The organism is Terribacillus saccharophilus, from assembly GCF_000725365.1.
Lineage (GTDB): Bacteria > Bacillota > Bacilli > Bacillales > Amphibacillaceae > Terribacillus > Terribacillus saccharophilus.
In genome coordinates this window covers 2,339,741-2,359,395 of sequence record NZ_CP008876.1, presented here as the reverse complement: position 1 = coordinate 2,359,395, position 19,655 = coordinate 2,339,741, and the positions used below count along the sequence as shown (strand labels likewise).

General features: G+C 43.7%; 19 protein-coding genes, 1 pseudogene and 1 other annotated feature. Of the genes and pseudogenes, 4 read left to right on the top strand and 16 right to left on the bottom strand.

The window, feature by feature from the left end:
- The first annotated feature begins 15 nt into the window (after positions 1–15).
- A complete protein-coding gene (locus tag GZ22_RS11945; RefSeq protein ID WP_038562803.1) occupies positions 16–633 on the top strand; it encodes a DedA family protein in 618 nt (205 codons plus the stop codon).
- Positions 634–750: 117 nt separating this feature from the next.
- Here the strand turns inward: GZ22_RS11945 and GZ22_RS11940 are convergent, their stop codons facing one another.
- From GZ22_RS11940 to GZ22_RS11925, 4 genes are all read right to left on the bottom strand, one after another.
- Positions 751–1,998, bottom strand: coding sequence for an ATP-binding protein (locus GZ22_RS11940; RefSeq protein WP_051748516.1), 1,248 nt, complete (start codon positions 1,996–1,998; stop codon positions 751–753).
- Positions 1,999–2,098: 100 nt separating this feature from the next.
- On the bottom strand, positions 2,099–2,845 hold the full coding sequence (locus GZ22_RS11935; RefSeq protein WP_038562797.1) for an SDR family oxidoreductase: 747 nt from the start codon (positions 2,843–2,845) through the stop codon (positions 2,099–2,101).
- Positions 2,846–3,270: 425 nt separating this feature from the next.
- Positions 3,271–3,852 (bottom strand): YjgB family protein, encoded by a 582-nt coding sequence (locus tag GZ22_RS11930; RefSeq protein ID WP_038562795.1) that lies wholly within the window; start codon positions 3,850–3,852, stop codon positions 3,271–3,273.
- A 193-nt stretch (positions 3,853–4,045) separates the two neighbouring features.
- Positions 4,046–5,014, bottom strand: a complete 969-nt coding sequence (locus GZ22_RS11925) for an ABC transporter substrate-binding protein (protein ID WP_425427772.1) — start codon at positions 5,012–5,014, stop codon at positions 4,046–4,048.
- A gap of 118 nt (positions 5,015–5,132) precedes the next feature.
- Here GZ22_RS11925 and GZ22_RS11920 point away from each other — a divergent pair, with 118 nt between their 5' ends.
- A complete protein-coding gene (locus GZ22_RS11920; protein WP_051748240.1) occupies positions 5,133–6,134 on the top strand; it encodes a FecCD family ABC transporter permease in 1,002 nt (333 codons plus the stop codon).
- Entirely contained in the window at positions 6,131–7,138 is a 1,008-nt protein-coding gene (locus GZ22_RS11915) for a FecCD family ABC transporter permease (RefSeq protein WP_051748238.1), read from the top strand. Before GZ22_RS11920 ends, GZ22_RS11915 begins: the two co-directional genes overlap by 4 nt.
- Before the next feature lie 20 nt (positions 7,139–7,158).
- On the opposite strand, the pseudogene GZ22_RS11910 reads toward GZ22_RS11915, so the two are convergent.
- From GZ22_RS11910 to GZ22_RS11895, 4 genes and pseudogenes are all read right to left on the bottom strand, one after another.
- Positions 7,159–7,394 (bottom strand): annotated as a pseudogene (locus GZ22_RS11910) (DUF3977 family protein).
- Positions 7,391–8,167, bottom strand: a complete 777-nt coding sequence (locus GZ22_RS11905; protein ID WP_038562789.1) for an HAD-IIB family hydrolase — start codon at positions 8,165–8,167, stop codon at positions 7,391–7,393. The pseudogene GZ22_RS11910 and the gene GZ22_RS11905 overlap by 4 nt, the downstream one beginning before the upstream one ends.
- Entirely contained in the window at positions 8,164–8,679 is a 516-nt protein-coding gene (locus GZ22_RS11900; RefSeq protein ID WP_038562787.1) for a GNAT family N-acetyltransferase, read from the bottom strand. Before GZ22_RS11900 ends, GZ22_RS11905 begins: the two co-directional genes overlap by 4 nt.
- 14 nt (positions 8,680–8,693) lie before the next feature.
- Positions 8,694–9,392 (bottom strand): nucleotidyltransferase domain-containing protein, encoded by a 699-nt coding sequence (locus GZ22_RS11895; RefSeq protein WP_038562786.1) that lies wholly within the window; start codon positions 9,390–9,392, stop codon positions 8,694–8,696.
- A gap of 62 nt (positions 9,393–9,454) precedes the next feature.
- Positions 9,455–9,670: a binding site (T-box leader), on the top strand.
- A gap of 299 nt (positions 9,671–9,969) precedes the next feature.
- Here GZ22_RS11895 and thrS point away from each other — a divergent pair.
- Positions 9,970–11,163 (top strand): threonine--tRNA ligase, encoded by a 1,194-nt coding sequence (thrS, locus tag GZ22_RS11890; RefSeq protein WP_051748235.1) that lies wholly within the window; start codon positions 9,970–9,972, stop codon positions 11,161–11,163.
- A gap of 32 nt (positions 11,164–11,195) precedes the next feature.
- Here the strand turns inward: thrS and GZ22_RS11885 are convergent, their stop codons facing one another.
- The 8 genes from GZ22_RS11885 to GZ22_RS11850 all read right to left on the bottom strand — a co-directional run bounded on the left by GZ22_RS11885 (position 11,196) and on the right by GZ22_RS11850 (position 19,583).
- Positions 11,196–11,957: an ABC transporter ATP-binding protein gene (locus GZ22_RS11885; protein ID WP_038562783.1), complete on the bottom strand. Its 762-nt coding sequence runs from the start codon at positions 11,955–11,957 to the stop codon at positions 11,196–11,198.
- Positions 11,954–12,742, bottom strand: coding sequence for an ABC transporter ATP-binding protein (locus tag GZ22_RS11880; protein WP_038562781.1), 789 nt, complete (start codon positions 12,740–12,742; stop codon positions 11,954–11,956). Before GZ22_RS11880 ends, GZ22_RS11885 begins: the two co-directional genes overlap by 4 nt.
- Positions 12,739–13,572 carry a nickel transporter permease gene (nikC, locus tag GZ22_RS11875; RefSeq protein ID WP_404819853.1) on the bottom strand — a complete coding sequence of 278 codons (834 nt, stop codon included), beginning with the start codon at positions 13,570–13,572 and terminating at the stop codon, positions 12,739–12,741. The genes GZ22_RS11880 and nikC overlap by 4 nt, the downstream gene beginning before the upstream one ends.
- 5 nt (positions 13,573–13,577) lie before the next feature.
- Complete coding sequence (nikB, locus tag GZ22_RS11870; RefSeq protein ID WP_038562776.1) at positions 13,578–14,525, bottom strand: nickel ABC transporter permease; 948 nt, start codon at positions 14,523–14,525, stop codon at positions 13,578–13,580.
- Positions 14,525–16,054 (bottom strand): nickel ABC transporter substrate-binding protein, encoded by a 1,530-nt coding sequence (gene nikA, locus GZ22_RS11865; RefSeq protein WP_038562775.1) that lies wholly within the window; start codon positions 16,052–16,054, stop codon positions 14,525–14,527. The genes nikB and nikA overlap by 1 nt, the downstream gene beginning before the upstream one ends.
- Positions 16,055–16,177: 123 nt before the next feature.
- Positions 16,178–16,723: a YdhK family protein gene (locus GZ22_RS11860; RefSeq protein ID WP_038562772.1), complete on the bottom strand. Its 546-nt coding sequence runs from the start codon at positions 16,721–16,723 to the stop codon at positions 16,178–16,180.
- A gap of 165 nt (positions 16,724–16,888) precedes the next feature.
- Positions 16,889–18,832 (bottom strand): ABC transporter permease, encoded by a 1,944-nt coding sequence (locus tag GZ22_RS11855; protein ID WP_038562769.1) that lies wholly within the window; start codon positions 18,830–18,832, stop codon positions 16,889–16,891.
- Positions 18,822–19,583, bottom strand: a complete 762-nt coding sequence (locus tag GZ22_RS11850; protein ID WP_038562767.1) for an ABC transporter ATP-binding protein — start codon at positions 19,581–19,583, stop codon at positions 18,822–18,824. The genes GZ22_RS11855 and GZ22_RS11850 overlap by 11 nt, the downstream gene beginning before the upstream one ends.
- Between the last annotated feature and the right edge of the window lie 72 nt (positions 19,584–19,655).

Below are 19,655 nucleotides of genomic sequence, written 5' to 3'. Positions count from 1 at the left end.
AAAGGAGGCGCTAAATTGGAAACTTGGATGAATGAATTAATGGCTGCATATGGCTACCCTGCCATAGCCCTTTTAATGATGATTGAAATTATAGTTCCTCCGTTGCCTTCAGAAGTCACCCTTTTGTTCGGTGGATTCCTAGCGGCTACTACGAATTTGAACACAATATTCGTCATATTATCCGCTACACTCGGAGCGTTAATTGGCACCTCCATTTTATATTGGATTGGAACGTTATTTGATATAGACAAGCTTTCGAATTGGATAGATAAACAACCAAAATGGCTGCGGCTCAATTCAGCTCACCTGCACAAAGCAGCAGCATGGTTTGAAAAGTACGATGTGTGGGCTGTATTTATCTGCCGATTTATTCCGCTGGTCAGGAGCTTAATCTCCATTCCTGCTGGTATGGCTAAGATGAATTTTGGTGTATTCCTTTTATTTTCTTTTATCGGAACGTTAATTTGGAATTCAATAGTAGTCATGATGGGGGTATGGGTCGGAGCTTCGTGGACCCAAATGGAAGCATACCTTGATTACTACAAGTATGGTGTGCTTGGATTAATTATCATTGCGATTATCGGGGTTGTTGTCTGGAAACTCGGAAAAAGAAAAAAAGAACTTAAAGTTTAAAATTACGACAGTATATCAATTTTGGCTATTAACCGGAGAAGTATCTCCGGTTAATTGCAGCTTCTTGGTGAAATACTGTAAGCCAATAACTATGAATCTTTTAATGTATCTTGATTCTCAACGGAACCCTAATTCATCCTGCTGTTCTTCCCACCATTTTCCGGTCTTACTTTTCTTATGTTCCCGTTTCATATTCTTAATGATTTCCTTAACTGAAACAGTGTCTCCTTGATGCTTTGCCGCTGCAAGAAAAACAAAAAGCTCTTTCATTTGCGCAAACGAGAAGCCCTCAGACTTGTCCACGACCTTTTCCATTTCTTCTGCATCAAGCAGTCTCGAGAATCCAACCTTCTCTATGTATTGACTGCGCAAAGACGCATCCGGCAGTGTAATTTCATAACCACGGTCAAATCGTCCAGCGCGGTTGACCAAACCAGAATCGATTTGCTCCGGGTAGTTGGTTGTCCCGATTAGGAAGATACCTTCTTTGGACGTTGCACCGTCCAATGTATTCAAGAAATAGGAGCGTACTCCTTCCGGCATGGAGTCGATATCTTCGATGACCAGTACCATCGGTGCCAGCCTAGTAGCCGAGCTGAATACTTCCTCTATTGATTCACTGGAGGTATGTTCGGTGATCTGCCAGTAAGCAACCGGAGCTGCAACTGTATTGGCAATCGACTTTACAAGTGTCGTTTTACCGTTGCCAGGCGGTCCATACAAGAGAATGCCGCGGCGATACGGAATATCATAGGTAGTGAAGAAGGATCGATCTTCGGTGAAGAATTGATCAATCATACCGTAAATCTCTTTTTTCACAGTTTCATCTAATACTACATTTTCCCGCGTCACAGTGTTTGTCACTTGCTGCTGTTCCTGTGTGACTCCCTCCATACTATCTTTGAACACAAGAACTTCATCTCTGCTTTTCTTCCATACTCTATCTCTTAGCGTAGTCAGGAAATTCGTGATATTTTCTTTTCCGGTAGCGAGGACACATTGTATGTAGAGGATGCTCGCATCACTGAAATATGGAATCTTGGCAAAAGCCACACCAGCTTCAGGGTATGCATATACCTGGTTATTCAATGAGCGAAATACCTTATAAACAGGCACTGCTGCTTCTTCATCATATTCAAAGGAAGAGCTTTCCAATCGCTCAAATAGCTGCGCCACATGCTCAATTTCTGGATTCTCTTTTCGGATATCTTCCTCTACAATTGTCCATAATTCATAATGAACGTCATCTGTATTATAAACCGCGTAGAAATCCCCGTATTTTTCCTGAAGCTCGTCCTGCATGCCTTTCATTAAGCTCGCGAATGCAGGATACCCAGGCATTTCTTTACCAGTTTCCTTTACCATTTCTTCATATAGATAGCGCAATCAGTTTCCCCCTTATTATCACTTCCTTATCATCTTAACTGATAGCATCAACCAATAATAGATTTTTTTACCAGTTAATTCACTTTCGAATGAATCCACCTTCTGAATGTATTTCCTGACCTGTCACCCAATATCCATCTTCTCCGACTAGGAAACTAATAAGTCTCGCTGCATCATCCGGCTCCCCAATTCTCCCTTTCGGAAATTTGGGCAACAGATGCTGTCTTATATCGCCTGTCATCCATGTGCTGTCTGTCGGTCCAGGGTTTACTGCATTTACATTGATTCCAAGCGATGCTAAATCTGCTGCAAGTGATTGAGTGAAGGCGGTAATGGCACCTTTAGTTGCTATATATGCAAGTTCATCCGGCATAGGCCCTTGGCTCTGACCGGAAGTAAGATTAACGATACTCCCCCTGCTGTCAGTCTTTTTTTCTTTGAACAACCTCGCAAAACCTGTACAAAGCAAGAAAACACTTCTCATATTCACAGCATAGTGTCGGTCTAATTGAATAGCATCAAGCTCCGTATAATTGCCATTCTCGGAAAAAGCAGCGCAATTGATTAATACAGCCGGAACTCCAAGCTGCTGTTGTACTTCTTGCAGAATAGCTTCAGCTGCCTCTGATTGTTCTAAATCTGCTTCCAGTCCTTTGCACCTAACTCCCGTTTCTGTAATTTCGTTCATTAACTGATCTGGCCATGTTTCACCTGCCCGCCAATATGTAAAAAAGATATCCATTCCTTGTTCTGCTAATCGGCGGCAAACTGCCGTACCAATGGAACGAGGATACGAGACACCTGTGATAATTGCTATTTTAGCCATTTAGGAAACCTCCTATTTTTAACCATCTCCTAACATCATTCGTGTACACTTAAGGGAAATCCTATTAATAAGGAGATTTCTTTTTGAAAAAACATCTGTTGTTCACAATTGGCAGCGTCGTAATGACAATCCCTATTTACAGCCAGCTGCTTTATAAAGCTTTCTGGACTCGAACTTACGCAAAGTGATGTATGGACTTCTCTACTAGTTCCTCTTTTTGTAATGGGCTGGATGAGTAGCAAAAAGAAAGGTTACTCTGCATATGATCTCTTCTTGCTGACATCAGCAATTTGTACCGCACTTGAAATTCACTTGTCAGCTCATCCAAGTATTTTTCTCCTCACTACAACAATGATCGGAACGCTAATTCTGCCAGTGCAATATATTTGGACAACAAAAAAGCAGGAGTAATCCTCCTGCTTTACTTAATTATTTGGTACCAGATTTACGTGATCGACTTGAAGTGTCTCATCATTCACGATGAATTCCAGTTCGAAATCGCCGGTATCATATTGATATTTATGCTGGTTCGTCTGCGAGATAGAAGTAATAGCATCCGCCTTGCCAAGCTGATCCTCTAGCACAGCAGGTGTAATACTGCCTAGATTCGTCTGCCGCTCTACATTAGTTCCTAAATAACGAATTTCTTTCAACGTGCCATCTTGACTGTATGCGAAGCTGAATCCTGGATTACCCATCTCTGCATGATAGATATCAAAAGCATCGGACAGATAAGGTTCACCGAGACTATCTATGACATCCGCCCGAGTCGTTTTACCTATTAAGAAATTATCGGCCACTCCGATGGAAGACCCTTCAGATGCCTTCGTATAAATAGTTTGAAGTGTTTCAAGAGCTGCTTCATTCGTTTCGGAAGAATAGACTGCTTCCCCAGATTCGGCTTCTACTGGTGCCGCACCCGGAATCATGAAGCTTCCAGCCCCTAACACAGCTCCTGCGCAAACGACACTTAGCGCTGCCTTGTGTGCTGGATTCCTTCTTGCCATAAAGCATACCTCCTTTTGGTATAGTAATGATTACCGCGATAAAGCAGCTATTAAACATTAAGGAAATACCAGCTATTTGTTTCGAATTTCACGACTCTTGAATTCCGCAAATGCATACTTTTTTTCGACAATAACTCGAATAATTCTCAAACAGAAAAACCCCTCCCCATTTTCACAGGGAAGAAGTTTTTCTTTACTTCACTAAGCTTTCCACCGCATCGTCCACGATTTGCTCGTTTGCAATCGGGCCAGTGTACAGCCAGCTTGTATCTTTATCGTATTTATACACATTGCCATCTTTAATAGCTGGTACATTTGCAAGTAGTGGATCGTCTAGGATTTCAGATCCATCACCTTCATCACTGTTGATCAAGAATAGATGGTCGACATCCATTTCCGCCAATTGCTCTAGAGAAACTGGATTCCAGTTTGCTGTTGCGCTTTCGGAAATTTCTTTGACACCTTCTGGAACTGTGATTCCTAGGTCACCGTAAAGTACCGCACCGCTGGATAGGTTCTCACTCACGATGTAAAGCTGTCCGCCAACAAGCCAGATAGCTGCAGCGGATTCATCTCCGATTGCACCTTGAATCTGTTCTTTTGCATCGGCTGCTTTTGCATCATAATCATCCAGAACTTTTTGAGCTTCATCTTCTTTACCGAAGATTTCACCCATTGTTTGCAGTTCTTTGCGCCAGTCACCGTTTTCTTCTGTACCCATTACATAAGTAGGAGCAATCTTATTGTACTGCTCATATTTATCGCCTTCTACCATGGATGCAGAATCCATGATGATCAAGTCTGGTTTAACGCTTGCTACTGCCTCGAAAGGAAGTGTGGAATCAATCGTTTGTACATCTTTCAAGCTGTCCTGCAAGTATCCTTGTGGATCGCCATTATTGACAGACCATTGCGCTACTGGTGTAATATCTAGCGCTACAAGGTTGTCCTCCAAATAAGAAGCTAGTACATTTTTAGGATTTGCAGGAATCTCGACCTCATGACCCATTGCATCTGTCACAGTACGAGTTTCATTACTCTCCTTATCAGAAGAATTACTTTCGGCATTATCACTTGAATCGTTATTGCCGCAACCTGTTATAATGAATACAACACTGGCGAAGACTGCCAGAAGTAAAAACATACTCTTTCTTTTGAACAAGGGACTCACCTCTTGGTTTATGTTATAATCTCATATTAGATGATAACAATTCTCATTATCAATTACAAGCGTCATTTCATTATTTTGGCATAGATAGAGCGTAGAAAGCGGGATAACGATGCAAGCACGCAGACTCATTGGTACAATCATACTTATCGCAGGTATCGCCCTGCTGATTTTTTCGATAGGACTATCCATTGCATTCGGTGTAGCGGATATTTCACTCAGCACTGTCTGGAATAGTATTTTCCATTATGATGCTACAAATACATCTCACCAGATTATTCATCGGCTTCGTATGCCTCGTACTGTAGCGGCAGTTCTAATTGGCGCAATGCTTGCTGCATCCGGATCGATCATGCAAGGGATGACTCGTAACCCGCTTGCTTCTCCGCAAATCATGGGAGTAACTTCTGGTGCGACGTTTATGATTGCGATTGCACTTGTCTTCCTGCCTGGCATCTCCAATGTGAATCTGCTTCTATTCTCATTTCTGGGTGCAGGACTTGGCCTAGGTCTTGTTTTCGGAATCGGCCTGTTAGCAAGAACCGGATTAACACCAGTGAAGCTGGCATTGGCAGGAACTGCTATCACTGCTCTGCTCGGAGCCTTCTCCAACGCAATGGCAATTCATTTTGATGTAGCACGGGATTTGAGCTTCTGGTACGCAGGCGGTGTTGCAAATGTACAATGGGATACAGTGAAGCTGTTATTTCCTGCTGCCGCAATCGGCTTGGTACTGGCATTATTCATCAGCGGATCTATTACGACACTTAGTCTCGGAGAAGATGTGGCAACTGGACTTGGTTTGAAGACTGGCCTGGTGAAAGCAGCAGGAGTGCTTGTTGTGCTGATTTTAACGGGAGCTGCTGTTTCGGTCGGCGGTACAATCGGATTTGTAGGATTGGTTATTCCACATATCACCCGGTTCCTCGTCGGACCAGATTATCGCTGGATCATTCCATGTTCAGCTGTATTGGGCGGTATTCTGCTTAATTTTGCGGATATCGCATCCCGGATGATCAATCCGCCCTTCGAAACACCTGTTGGCGCCCTCACAGCTTTAATCGGCGTTCCATTCTTTATTTATCTAGCTCGCCGGGAGGGTAAAAACATATGATACACTCTGCGAAAAAGACAAGTCTGGTAGCTATCGGATTAATAGTTGCTATTCTCATTATATTTTTCATCAGCTTGAATACAGGAACAATCCCGATTGGACCTTCAGATGTTGTGAAAACTTTGCTTGGTACAGGCGATGGATCGTTTGATGTGATTCTGTTTGATTTCCGTCTGCCACGTATGGTGATTGCGCTACTGATAGGTATCGGTATGGGTATCGCTGGCGCCATTTTGCAAGGTGTATCCCAAAATGGACTGGCCGACCCAGGTATATTAGGAATTAATGCCGGTGCAGGTTTCGCTGTAGTTCTTTATATTTTCTTCCTGCAGGACAAGCTAGCTGGTACCGGCAGCCTGCAAGTATTCATCATGCCACTGTTCGCATTCGCTGGGGCATTCCTAGCAGCAAGCCTTATCTATGCACTGGCATGGAAGAAGGGTGTCACTCCAGTCCGGTTGATCCTTGTCGGTATTGGTGTTAACGCCGCTTTCGGCGGTCTGATTATCGTCTTTCAGCTTATGATGGAGCCTAAGGATTTCACGCAGGCTACCATCTGGCTGAACGGCAGCATCTGGCAGACAAGCTGGAATTATGTATTGGCACTTCTGCCTTGGATTATTCTACTCGTCCCATATGCTATCTTTAAGGCAAAAGCGTTGAACGTTTTAACACTTGGCGACCAAATCGCGGTTGGTGTTGGGGCTCCGGTGCAAAAAGAGCGCACAATCCTGCTGCTCCTTGCTGTTGCACTGGCGGGAGCTTGCGTAGCCGCTGGGGGAGCAATCACATTCCTCGGACTTGTCGCACCTCACTTAGCCCGCCGCATCGTCGGACCGAATCATAAGCATCTGCTTCCGATTTGTGCACTTATCGGAGCACTAATCATGCTCGTAGCAGACACTTTGTCTCGGACGATTCTGGCACCATCAGAAATTCCGATTGGTTTGGTTGTTTCAGCAATCGGCGCGCCATATTTTATCTATTTGTTGATTAAAGAATGAACCCTCGCATTAGCGAGGGTTCATTTGCTTACTATACCGATTATGAATTTAAAGGATTTCCGGTTCTTTTTTGTTTCTTCCATCCATCCTTTGTATCTAAAATGAATACAGATTGATTTATCCAAATAGGAAGATAAAGAGAGTAGAAATATATCGGAAAGTCTATCCCCTTCTTTTCATGCTCTGTACCATCTTCATTTTCATATTCTGTCCGGATCAGCCAGTGATTCCCCAAACCAAACTCTATGTATTTCACGTAAGTGCCATGTTCGTTTGTTCATCATTGAATTCCTTTAAGCAATCTACAATGCTCTGTTCGCAAACATCATCCAAAGGAATGGCTCTATGTGCATAGCGCGCTAATTCTTCATGGTCTCCAATCATCACCGCATACTTGGCATTGCGAAACATCTCAATATCATTCGCATCATTGCCAAAAGCAATATAATCATTTTCCCTGATTCCAATTTCTTGTATTGCACTCCATTTATCGATACCTGGCGGACTAATATCTACAATATCCTCACCGCGATGACGATGAACCCGCAGCCCTAATTTTTCTGCCTCTGAAGCTATTTTTTCCTGATCAGCTGAATGAAGGATAAGGACTTTTACTACCTGTCCCAAATCCTCCAATAGCACTTTTTCAGCCAGTCCATTTGGATCAAGGTTGGACCTTATCGGGTGCTCTGGATCTCCTGTATATGCATAGTTCCATTCTCCGTCTATTAAGTAAGCAGCGTTGTATATATCTATTAGATTTTTCATGGCGGCTAATTGGATGGATGAAAATGCTTTAGAGAAAATCACCTTTCCATTACTGGAAATGAGTGAGCCATTGCCTCCAATAAGAGTGGTGGAATGAAAGTGCTCATCAATAACAGGCAGCAGATCACGGATTGGGCGAGCTGAAGCAAAGATTACTTGATGGCCATTCTGCTCCAGTTCTTTCAATGTGTCGATTATATTCTTTGTAACAGGTCTGCCTTTGAAACAAAGGGTACCATCCAAATCAAAAATGAAATTCATCTGCTCTCCTCCAAAATCAAAGCCATATGTATTTCTGATATATATGTATCTCCAATCTTCAATGCATGCTTTTCTACACCAAACTGCTTGAACCCAGCTTGTTCGTAAACATGCTTGGCAACCGGATTTGTCACAGCGACAGCAAGATTTAGCTTCTCGATGCCTTTCCTGTTTTTAGCCACTTGGATCATATGCTCTATCAGCATTTTCCCATACCCTTTTCCACGTGTTTCTGGTGCCAGATAAACCGCCACTAAATTAGCTCGGTGACGGAGTTTTGCTGGTGTTTCGTAACTTAATGTCGCATTTCCTGCAAGCGCATCATCCATAAATATTCCATAGGTCTCAGCATCCGAACTCTCAAAATTTCCCCTTATCCGCTCTATCGGGTTTCTCTGTTTCACCGCATCCTCATAGGAGGTACCAAATGCGTCAGGATGTGCCTGCAAGGCTTGTAGTCTTAGTTCCCAGTATGCTTCTGCATCAGCTGCTGTCAATTTTCTTATTTTCATAGATTTCTCCCCCCTCAACCCAAGTAATATCCTTCGAATAGGCGACCACCGAATGGCTCCAAGCAATCATCTGCAAGCTGCACGATAGGTCGCTTATTGTGTTGCTTATAAAATGCTTCTAAGCTTTGTTCAAATTGATGTGCAAGATTTGAGTCCATGCTCCTTAATTCCCGGAACATCCATTTACCAGAACCAATCCAATGCTGTCTGGAGCGCAGCGAAAAGATAGCCAGATCATTGATGAGTGTATTTGCCAGGAAATATGCTTCCCCGCCAATCTCTTTATCCAGAAAATCATCGATCAGATTCGTAATCATATACCGATAATGATCGATCTTTTGTTTGTTCCAAGGTGAAGGTCCAGCAGCGAATATACTGCTTGCTTCGGATTTCATTTTGGTAACAACCGGCGCCTCTTTCAGTACAATCGCTTCACTCACCATCCTTGGCATGGAAGGGATTCCGCGTTCTGCGTCACTTGCAAAGAAATTTTGGTAAGCTTCTCCTGTGTATACAAACACCTCTACCGGCCAACCTTCAAAAAACAACGATTCTCTGTACGCACGATCTTCTCCTGTATACAAAATAATGATATCCAAATCTGAAGTTACTGTTGCTTCCCCTCTGGCACAGCTTCCTGCAAGCATTGCTCCTTCACATTCCGGATGATTGGTCTCAATGAATCTTTTAGCAGTATCTTTTGGGTCTCTCAAAAAAATCCCTCATTTCCATTTGACGGATATATCCAGCATCTGTATACTGAGCATACAACAAAACAAAAGCATTGATAAGGACAAGATGCGCGCGCCTCTTTCTTTCAGAGAGTGAAGGAATTGCTGGAACCTTCGCAGATAAGCACATGCATTACCGCCTTTGAGCTATTACGGGGAAACTCAAGTATCCGTAATCGGGAAGACCGTTATCGTATTTTGGAGCGTCAGCTGTATGCTGATGGAATTAGGGTGGAACCACGACCGCAATCGTCCCTTTAGGGAGATGAGTGCGGTCTTTTTGTTTACAATTTTATATCTTAAAAGCGATGCGAAGGACATGATTCAGATCATCCCTCTCCTGACAGAAAGCAGGGTCACCGGCTGAGAGCCCTGCAGGAGAAAGATTTGGATTACCACCTTCAAGCTATAGCGGGGAACTAGCAGTATCCGCTATCGGGAAATCCGTTATCACGAATGAAGCGCCAGCATTGGCGGAATTTTGGGTGGAACCACGACCACAATCGTCCCTATCACGGGAGGATTGTGGTCTTTTTTATATATAAAAGGAGGAATTATCATGAACAAACAAGCAGAAGCAGAAAAACGAAACCATCGGAAACTTGGTCAGCAGCTCGAACTTTTTCTTAGCATGGAGGAAGCACCAGGTATGCCTTTCTTCTTGCCAAAAGGAATGGTGTTACGCAATAAACTGGAGGAGCTGTGGAAAGAAAAACATGCACAGGCTGGATATGATGAAATCAAGACTCCGATCATGATGAAGCAGCAGCTCTGGGAGCAGTCCGGCCACTGGGATCACTATCACGAAAATATGTATTTCTCAGAAGTGGATGATCAGCGTTATGCTATTAAACCGATGAGCTGCCCAGGAGCAGTCCTCATCTACAACAGCAAGCTACGCAGTTATCGCGACCTTCCTTTACGTTATGCAGAATTAGGACTGGTACATCGGCACGAATTGTCCGGATCTCTAAACGGACTGCTGCGCGTCCGTTCATTCACACAAGATGACGCGCATCTGTTCGTTCGGGAAGATCAAATTGAACAAGAAGTGGAGAAAGTATTGCAGCTAATCGATACATTTTACAGCCTATTCGGCTTTTCTTATGAAGTAGAGCTTTCCACTCGTCCAGAGGACTTCATGGGTTCGCCAGCTGTTTGGGATAAAGCGGAGGCAGCCTTAGAGAATGTCCTAAAACGACAGGGAATTGCTTATAAAGTTAACGCTGGTGATGGTGCTTTCTACGGACCGAAAATTGATTTCCACATACTCGACAGCCTTGGCCGCAGCTGGCAATGCGGGACTGTTCAGCTAGATTTCCAGATGCCGGAGAAATTCGACTGCAGCTATATCGATCAAGAGAACAGCCGCAAACAGCCGATTATGATTCACCGGGCAATCTACGGTTCAATCGAGCGTTTTATGGCCATTCTCATCGAGCATTACGCAGGAGACTTCCCATTCTGGTTAGCACCAGTTCAAGCAAGCGTTCTTCCTATTAGCGACGCACATGCTGATTACGCACATGCAGTTTGTGAGGAATTGCGGAAGGCAGGGTACCGTGTGTCAGTGGATGACCGTTCAGAGAAAATAGGATTGAAGATACGGGAAGGGTCACAGCAGAAGATGCCTTATCTGTTAATAGTCGGAGACAGTGAGAAAGAAAACAAAACAGTTGCTGTCCGGAAACGGCCGGAAGGAAATATTGGAGAGATGTCTTTGGAAAGTCTTATCAAAGAGTTTGAAGGATAAGAGAAAAGCGGATGCTCCTCGGGTGCATCCGCTTAAAATATGCTGATCAATTCTTTCGTATATGCATGTCGGCTATTATCATAAATATCTTCCTTCTGAAAAATATCCAGCAGCTCGCCATCTTTCATGACTGCAATGCGCTGACAAAGCTGATAAACAGCTGCCAAATCATGTGAGATGAACAGATAGGACATGCCCAGCGTCTTTTGCAGGGACGAGAGAAGTTCGAGAACGGCTCCTTGGGAAAGTACATCAAGACTTGCTGTCGGTTCATCCAAAATAATGAGTTTTGGCTCGATGCTAATTGCGCGCGCAATGGTTACGCGTTGCTTTTGTCCGCCACTCAGCTCATGTGGATAACGGTCGCCAAGTTCTTTCGGCAGTTCCACCGCTTCGAGCAACTGCTCCACAAAACCTTGTTTTGAAGAGAATGTAAAGTGCTCCAGTTCAAGCTCCCACTGAAACTGTAAGTAAGGATCCAGCAAGGAGTCCTTGATTTTCAGTTTTGGATTAAGTGCTGCAGTTGGATTTTGAAAAACTGTCTGAACGTTTCGGCGATAGTCTCGAAACTCCTTACGATTTGCATTGGCTAGGGGCGTACTATTATAAATGATAGATCCGCCATCAATCTTTTCTACACCTAGCAGACAGCGAGCCAACGTACTTTTACCACATCCGCTTTCGCCTACTAATCCCAAGCTTTCCCCTTGTTGAATGGAAATTGAAACATCATTCACAGCCAGCTTGCCAGGAGTATAGCTCTTTTTCAAATTACTGATTTCCATAACAGTCATGACTTGCTCGCCTCCTTGATGCGCATTGGAAGCGTTGGTGCAGCTTGTATAAGCTGTTTGGTATACGCATGTTCAGGCTGATGGATGAGCTTCTGTTTTGATCCAGATTCAATGATTTTTCCATCTTTCATGACAGCGATCTTATCTGCATAACGCGCAACATGTCGCCAATCATGTGTGATGAAAAGAATCGCACAGCCTGTTTTTTGCTGGAGCTCTTGAAGCAAGGAAAGAATCCTATGCGCAGATACGCTATCAAGTGCAGTTGTTGCTTCATCTGCAATCAGAATATCAGGTTCTAAAAGAAGTGCTAGCGCGATAGACGCACGCTGCAGCTGGCCTCCGCTCAGCTGGAATGGGTATCTCTTAACTAAAGACGCATCCAGACCAACCGATTCAAATGCTTCTTTTATCATGTTTTTACGCTTCTTCTTCTCTTTCACTCCATGCGTTTGCAAATACTCATCCATATGCTGCTGAATCATCAGAAATGGGGTGAAAGAACCGTGATAATCTTGGAAAATGTAACTGATCGCTTTCCCTCTCAATTGGTTCATTTCTGTTTTTGGATGTTCGAGGATATTGCTGCCTTGGTAGCTTACGCTGCCAGAAGCTCTTAAATTAGGTCCAAGCAACTGTCCGATTGCTTGTGATAGCATCGTTTTCCCGCTGCCGCTTTGACCTACGAGGGCAAACCATTCTCCTTTATCGATTGTCAGACTGACACGGTCAACAATCATTTTCTCTCCATGTGATACGGTTAGATCATTAATCGATAAAATCATGGCTGCACCTCCTTTTTCACATCGAATTTATCTCGTAAATAGTCACCAAGAATATTTGCCACCAACACTACCACCACGATGGCCAGTCCAGGATAAATCATCATTTCCGGATTCGCTTGGAAATATGGTCTGGATTCGTTCAGCATAGCGCCCCACTCCGGAGTCGGAGGCTGTGCGCCAAGGCCAATATACGATAGCGAGGAAATGAGCAAGATGATCTTACCAAAATCCAAACTCGCTAAAACGAGTACATTTCCGATAATGTGAGGCATCAGATGTTTGCGCATGATCGTAAATGTGGAAAGACCATTGATTCTTGCAATGGTGATGTAGTCTTTTTGCACTTCTGTCAGCACTGTACTGCGTACCATACGGGCATAGTTAACCCACTTCACCAGCACGATGGCAAACAGCAAGTTACCAATACCTGGCCCTAGCAAACCACTAAGCACAATTGCAATCACTGTATCCGGGAAGGCAAGAAAGCCATCGGCAATTCGCATGAATAGCCGATCAACCCAGCCTCCTCTCAATCCAGCAAGCAAACCGAATGGAACACCAATGATAACTGCTGCTAGCAAAGCAATCATACTGTAGCCAACAGTCAGACGGAAGCCAAGTAAGAGCCGCGTCATTACATCCCGCCCTAAATGATCCGTCCCCATCGGATGCTCCCAGGACGGAGATGCCAGCCGGTTCCCAACATCAGTCATCGCAGCATCGTGCTTCAAGTAAAGAAACGTATATGCCACTGCTGCTAGCACAACAAGCAATAGTGCACTGATCAGCCAGAGCTTGGCTTTCTTTATTTTTTTAGGAGAAAAAGCCATAACACTCATCTAGCTGATGTTCCTTTCTTTAAACGAAGTTCAGGATTTACGTATCGATAAGATAAATCTACTAATGTATTCACGACAAAGACGATAGCCGCCATCAGAACGATATAGCCTTGAATCAACGGATAATCACGCTGACGGATAGAGTCAACGACAAGTTTTCCTACACCGGGATAAGCAAATAATACTTCCACCACAACTACGCCGCCAATCAAACTGCCGAGACTGACACCGAATACGGTGATGACTGGAGGCAGACTGTAACGGAAAGCATGCGAGAAAAAGATGCGTCTTTCCGCAATGCCGCGTGCTCTTGCCGCGCGGACGAATTCCTGCCCTAATGAGTCCAATAGACTGGAACGGAGCAGCCGAACGTAAACACCGGCAATAGCAAGTCCTAATGTTACAGCTGGCAACACAAGGGACAGCAAACTGTCACGTCCCATTGTCGGGAACCAGCTTAATTTCACCGCAAACACATCAATCAAGATTAGCCCGAGCCAAAAGCTTGGAACCGCAGCACCAATGATGGAGAAGTAACGTCCGATATGATCGATTAAGCTGCCTTTATATAATGCCGAAAGCGATCCTAAGGGTATAGCAATCAAAAGCATAACGATTAAGGAGCCGATTGTCAGTTCCAGCGTAGCCGGAAGTCCAGTCAGCAGCATCTCCGAAACAGGCTGGCTTGTAATATAGGAGTTACCGAAATCAAGTTGAATAAAATCTAACAGCCATTTTCCATATTGAACAAGCAATGGATCGTTGAAGCCCATGTCCTCCCTAAGTGCCTCAACCTGTTCTTGACTTACATTTAGCTCATCCACATTCAGTATCGTGAGCGCCGGATCCCCTGGCGCAAGGCGAAGGAAAAGGAAACTGAAGAAGGTGACGAATAAGATGAATAGCACAACCTCCAGCAGCCGTCTCCCGATAATACGAAACATCACTTCACATCCAATTGATTTGTAATCATATAATACTCACTTCTTGTCGTAACCCAATTCTTTACTTTCGTTTCATCATACGCAACGAGCGTGTCTGGATAAATCACAAACGAATTGATTTGATTTTCATCCACATAATTGGCAGCCGCTTCGGCGAGTTCTGCACGCTTGTCTGTATCTACTGTTACATTTAATTCATCGATGATCTTAGTCAGCTCTGGTTCATCTGCACCGCTGAAGTTTAAAGCTCCATCTGGATGATACGTAGCATTCAAGTAATACCCTGCATCACCACGAGGTGCTGTCAGGTTGCTGTATGTAGCCAGATCCCAATCACGATTTGCTGCCATGTATTCTTCCGGTATCTCAATTTGACGCAGTTCAACGTCAATGCCAAGTTTTTTTGCATCGGATTGGAATATCTGTGCAATCAGTGGAAGGTCAGCTCTGGCAGAGTACGTCAGCATTGTGAGTTCAAGAGGTACCCCGTCTTTTTGCATCTTGCCGTCCACCAGCGAATAACCGGCTTTCTCAAGATAGTCCTTTGCCACATCTTCTCCCGTTTCATGATCACTATAGCTTGGCGCAAATGGCAAGGAGTCAGGAAACGGTCCTTTTGCCGGCTGTGCATAGCCAAGCAATACAGATTTGGCAATTTCTACTCGATTAATCAAAGCATCCAATGCTTTACGGACATTCACATCTTTCAAGGCTTCCCTCTGCATATTCATAGTCAGCTGGTGAACACGGAAGGTCTCCGTTGATTCGACCTTCACACCATCTTTGGCTTCCAAACTTTCAATACTTTCTGTTTCCGGACGGAATACAACATCCGCGTTACCAGATTCCAATGCCAGAGAGCGTGCATTCGCATCTTCATTAAAGGAGAACGTCACAGAATCAAGTTTTGCTTTTTCATCCCAATAATCCTCATTACGCACAAGTTCCAATTTGCTGCCCGGGGTGAATGACTCCAGCTTGAAAGGGCCTGTCCCAATTGGATTATTTACAAAGTCTCCTGCTTCCACATCAATGATTGATACATTTGGGTTTACAAGTTCTGAAACGAATTCAGGAAACGCCTGTGTATTCGTGATATGCAATGTCCTATCATCTGTTGCTTCGATAGAATCAATTTTTAATGCGTTCTGGATGGCTACGTTATCCTTCAAAGATCTCTCCAACGATGCCTTCACCGCATCTGCATCCATCGGTTCACCATTTTGGAAGCTAATGCCTTCGCGGAGTGTGATAGTCCAATCTCTTCCTTCGTCTTTGCCTTCCCAACTCTCAGCCAGCCATGGTTCAATCGTTAATGTATCTTCATTCAATCGTACTAGTGTTTCTGTAATACCTGCACGTAAAGGTACATAGCTTGAATCTACATTCGGGTCCAAGGAATTTGTCGCGAAATTATAAACAAAGGTCAGATGCTTCTTGTCACCCTCTGAATCTGCATTATTCGTACAAGCTGCAAGCAGAAGTAACAATCCTGCTACCCCTAAAACCTTCATCCATAATTTCCTCATCCTTCTTCCTCCTCAAATTCTATATGTATGCGATAATTTCGTAATCATTACGTTTTGTATGTTATCGTAACCATTACGTTTTGTAAAGTTAAATTTTTATAAAAAAATAGCCCCACTATGGAGCTATTCTCTTAACTGTGCCAATTCTTCTTCCGTTAGCCACTTATGGTTTTTCACTTCTTCACCAGTTGCTATCGAAGTGTAGTCGACCATATATACTGTTGTATCCTCTACTTTTTCCACAATCGCGGTCGCGCCCTTCATCCCTTCCATATGGTCTGCCTCGAGCGTAGCTTCAATTCCAGGCTCAAGTGGATGCTCATTTGCTTCTTTCAATTCTTCCTGGATAACCCATCGATGATGATCAACATGCTTGCCACCGTTCGTTGGTGTATATGTCACTTCATATGCGTATGTATCGAATGCACCGACAATAGTCGCTTCGGCACCTTTCATTCCTTCCATATGGTCGGCCTGGATAATCGCTTTGCTACCTGGCGGAAATTCCGGATCATCTGCCTCTTGCAGACCCTCTGGTAATTTTCCGGATGCATCATGCTGCATATGTTCCGTATCATTAGCACCTTGGTTATCTTGCGTTTGCGATTCATCATTTCCGCATGCACTAAGCACGAAAACTGCTGTAAGCAGAATCATAAGTATTCTCATTTTGATTCTCCTCCTTTTCTAGCACTAGTATGTATCACACTCTCCTCTCCCTATACCCTTTCAACTTTCCCGTTAACGTAAGAATGCGACACGCAAAAAGGACAGTCTGTTGACTGTCCTTAAATATCTTTGCCATTATAAAGGGCTGCTGAGCAGCCCCGTAGTTTAAAGCGATTGTTTGATTACCTTGTTGTAATGGACTACAGAAAGAATGCCAAAGATCGAATACAAGAGTGTATAGATCACCATAACGACAATCATTGGTGTCAGCATGACGGATCCAAACAAGAACCAGCCAGATTGGACAGCAAAGTAGCTGTGCAAAAGTCCGATGACAAGTGGAATACCGAAGTTGAACAGTTGCTTACGCTGGATACCGCGGCGAAGATCCGTTGTTGTAAAGCCAAGCTTGCGTAGGATGGTGTAATTCGGTTTCTCACTTTCTGCTTCATCCATCTGCTTGAAGTAAAGAATGCAGCCTGATGTGATCAAAAATGTCAGACCTAGGAAACCGACGATAAATAACGTTAATCCGATTGTTGATTTCTGATCTTCAAGAATATCGATTCTAGATTCACTGTTATCTCTTGCTTCTAGATCCAGTCCATTGAATAAATAATTTGCTCTTTGCAGTTGAGCATCATCATCAATGGTATAACCAAAATACCAATGATAACCTTGATTCAAATCAGGATTGATATCCTGCTTCAGCTCTTGGAATAGAGCATCATCGACGATCATTGTCGGCAGACCGCCCATGGTGTAATAGTTAGAGATTGGATATTCGTCCTCTAGCCCTGTGTAATGCAGAGCTGTTTCTGTTTCTTTCCCATGAACAGTAACATCGCCTTCGTCCTTTAGTGACATAAAACGCTGTAGCAGCTCATTATATCCAGTCAATTTCAGTTCATCTGGGGCTACATCCACTCCTGCTGCTTTCTCGCTGATTACAGCTGTATCCATCATTGAGGCATTAAAGTTTAGTTCCAGCTCCGTTTGTAGAATGTCATCAATATTGAGCTGTACTGTGTACACTTCCGCTTTGTCTTCCGTAAAAGCGATATTATTATCATCCATTGCTTGACGGAAGGTATCAGCATCGCTTTCTGTCAGCAAGGAGAAATCTTCTCCTCCTGTATAGTTATAAGCTGTATCCTCCGCAGAATAAAACGTAATATAGCTCAAGGAAAGCAATCCTATTGCCAACGCAGATACAGTGGTGATGATCGTAAGCAGCATCGCGTTCGACTTCATGCGGAACATGATGGATGAAAGAGACAGTACCTGCTTGATATTTAGATAACCGCCTTTTTGCTTCCTAATAAGACTTACCAGGAACGCAACGGATCCTTTATAGAACAAGTAAGTACCCAAGATGACGCAAAACAGGATAAAGAACATAGCTCCGAACAATTCAATCATCGATGAGAAGTCACCATCGAACAACTTGCCCGAGACGACATATCCTACTGCAATGAGAGCTATCCCGAAAACCCCAATGATAACTTGGAAAACAGACAACTTTCGCGCAGTCATTTCTGTTTTTGATTTCACGTGAAACAATGAAAGAATCGTCTGGCGTTTGATGAACAGTATATTCATAAGCATGATGAGTGCATAGATACATACGAATACAATTAAAGTTTGAAGTAATGCCCTTGATGAAAAGGATAGTGATGCGATCCCTTCGACACCTGTTACTTTGAACAAAATCATGATTAATAGCTTTGAACCGGCAAATCCTAATGCAACGCCGATGATAAGACTGCCAAAATAAAGGATGGCATTTTCTGCACTTAATAATCTGAAAATCTTGTTTTTCGTCATACCAATCAGCTGAAACAAACCGATCTCCTTGCTGCGCTGTTTGATAAAAATTGTATTGGCATACAACAGGAACACAGCGACGATAAAAAGTAATAGAATGGAAGCCGTCGAAATTGCTGCTCCACCTTTTATCGAGCCTTCTACCGGGTCCATCGCCTTGTCATACCGCAAGGTAACAAAGGCGAAGTACAGACCCGAGCTAAAAATCAGAGCAAACACATACAGATAATAGTTGCGAAGATTTTTCTTTAGATTGCGGAGTATCAGACTATTAATGCTCATTTTGCACCCCGCTGAGTACACCTTGTGTGGACATGATGTCTTTGAAGAAGGCTTGGCGCTCTTGCTGACCTTTGTTCAGCTGTGTATAAATCTGACCGTCCTTTATGAAAATGACGCGGCTGCAATAGCTGGCTGCTGCCGGATCATGTGTGACCATGACGATTGTTGCTTTTCGATTTGCATTCAAGGAGCTAAGCTTATTCAACAAATCAGATGCTGATTTCGAATCAAGCGCACCTGTTGGCTCATCGGCGAAGATGATGCTTGGCTCGTGAATGAACGCACGTGCAGCTGATGTCCGCTGCTTTTGTCCGCCAGAGATTTCGCTTGGATATTTGTTCTGCAGTTCCATAATGCCCAGCTGACTAGCTACTTCTTCAAATTTGCGATCAGCTTCCTTTTTCGGTACTTTCTTTATGGATAACGGGAGCAGTATGTTCTCTTTCACTGTCAGCGTATCAAGCAGGTTATAGTCTTGGAACACAAAGCCAAGATGGTTCTTACGAAATTCGGCTAGCTGATTCTCTTTCATGTTTGTGATTTCGTTGTTTTGAATCAGGATTGTTCCGCCGCTTGCTCGGTCGATGGAAGAAAGCACGTTCAGCAGCGTCGTTTTACCGGATCCGGAAGAACCCATGATACCGACGAACTCGCCCTCTTCGATACTGAGATCCACACCCCGCAGCACTTCTTGTTTATTGAATTTATTTCCGTAATTCTTCTGGATTCTTGTCGCTTCTAGAATACCCATTGTTTCGCACCTCTTTGTCTGATTTGTTACCTCAAGTATACGGATGCTTCAGGATATGCTCCTGCTTTTCAG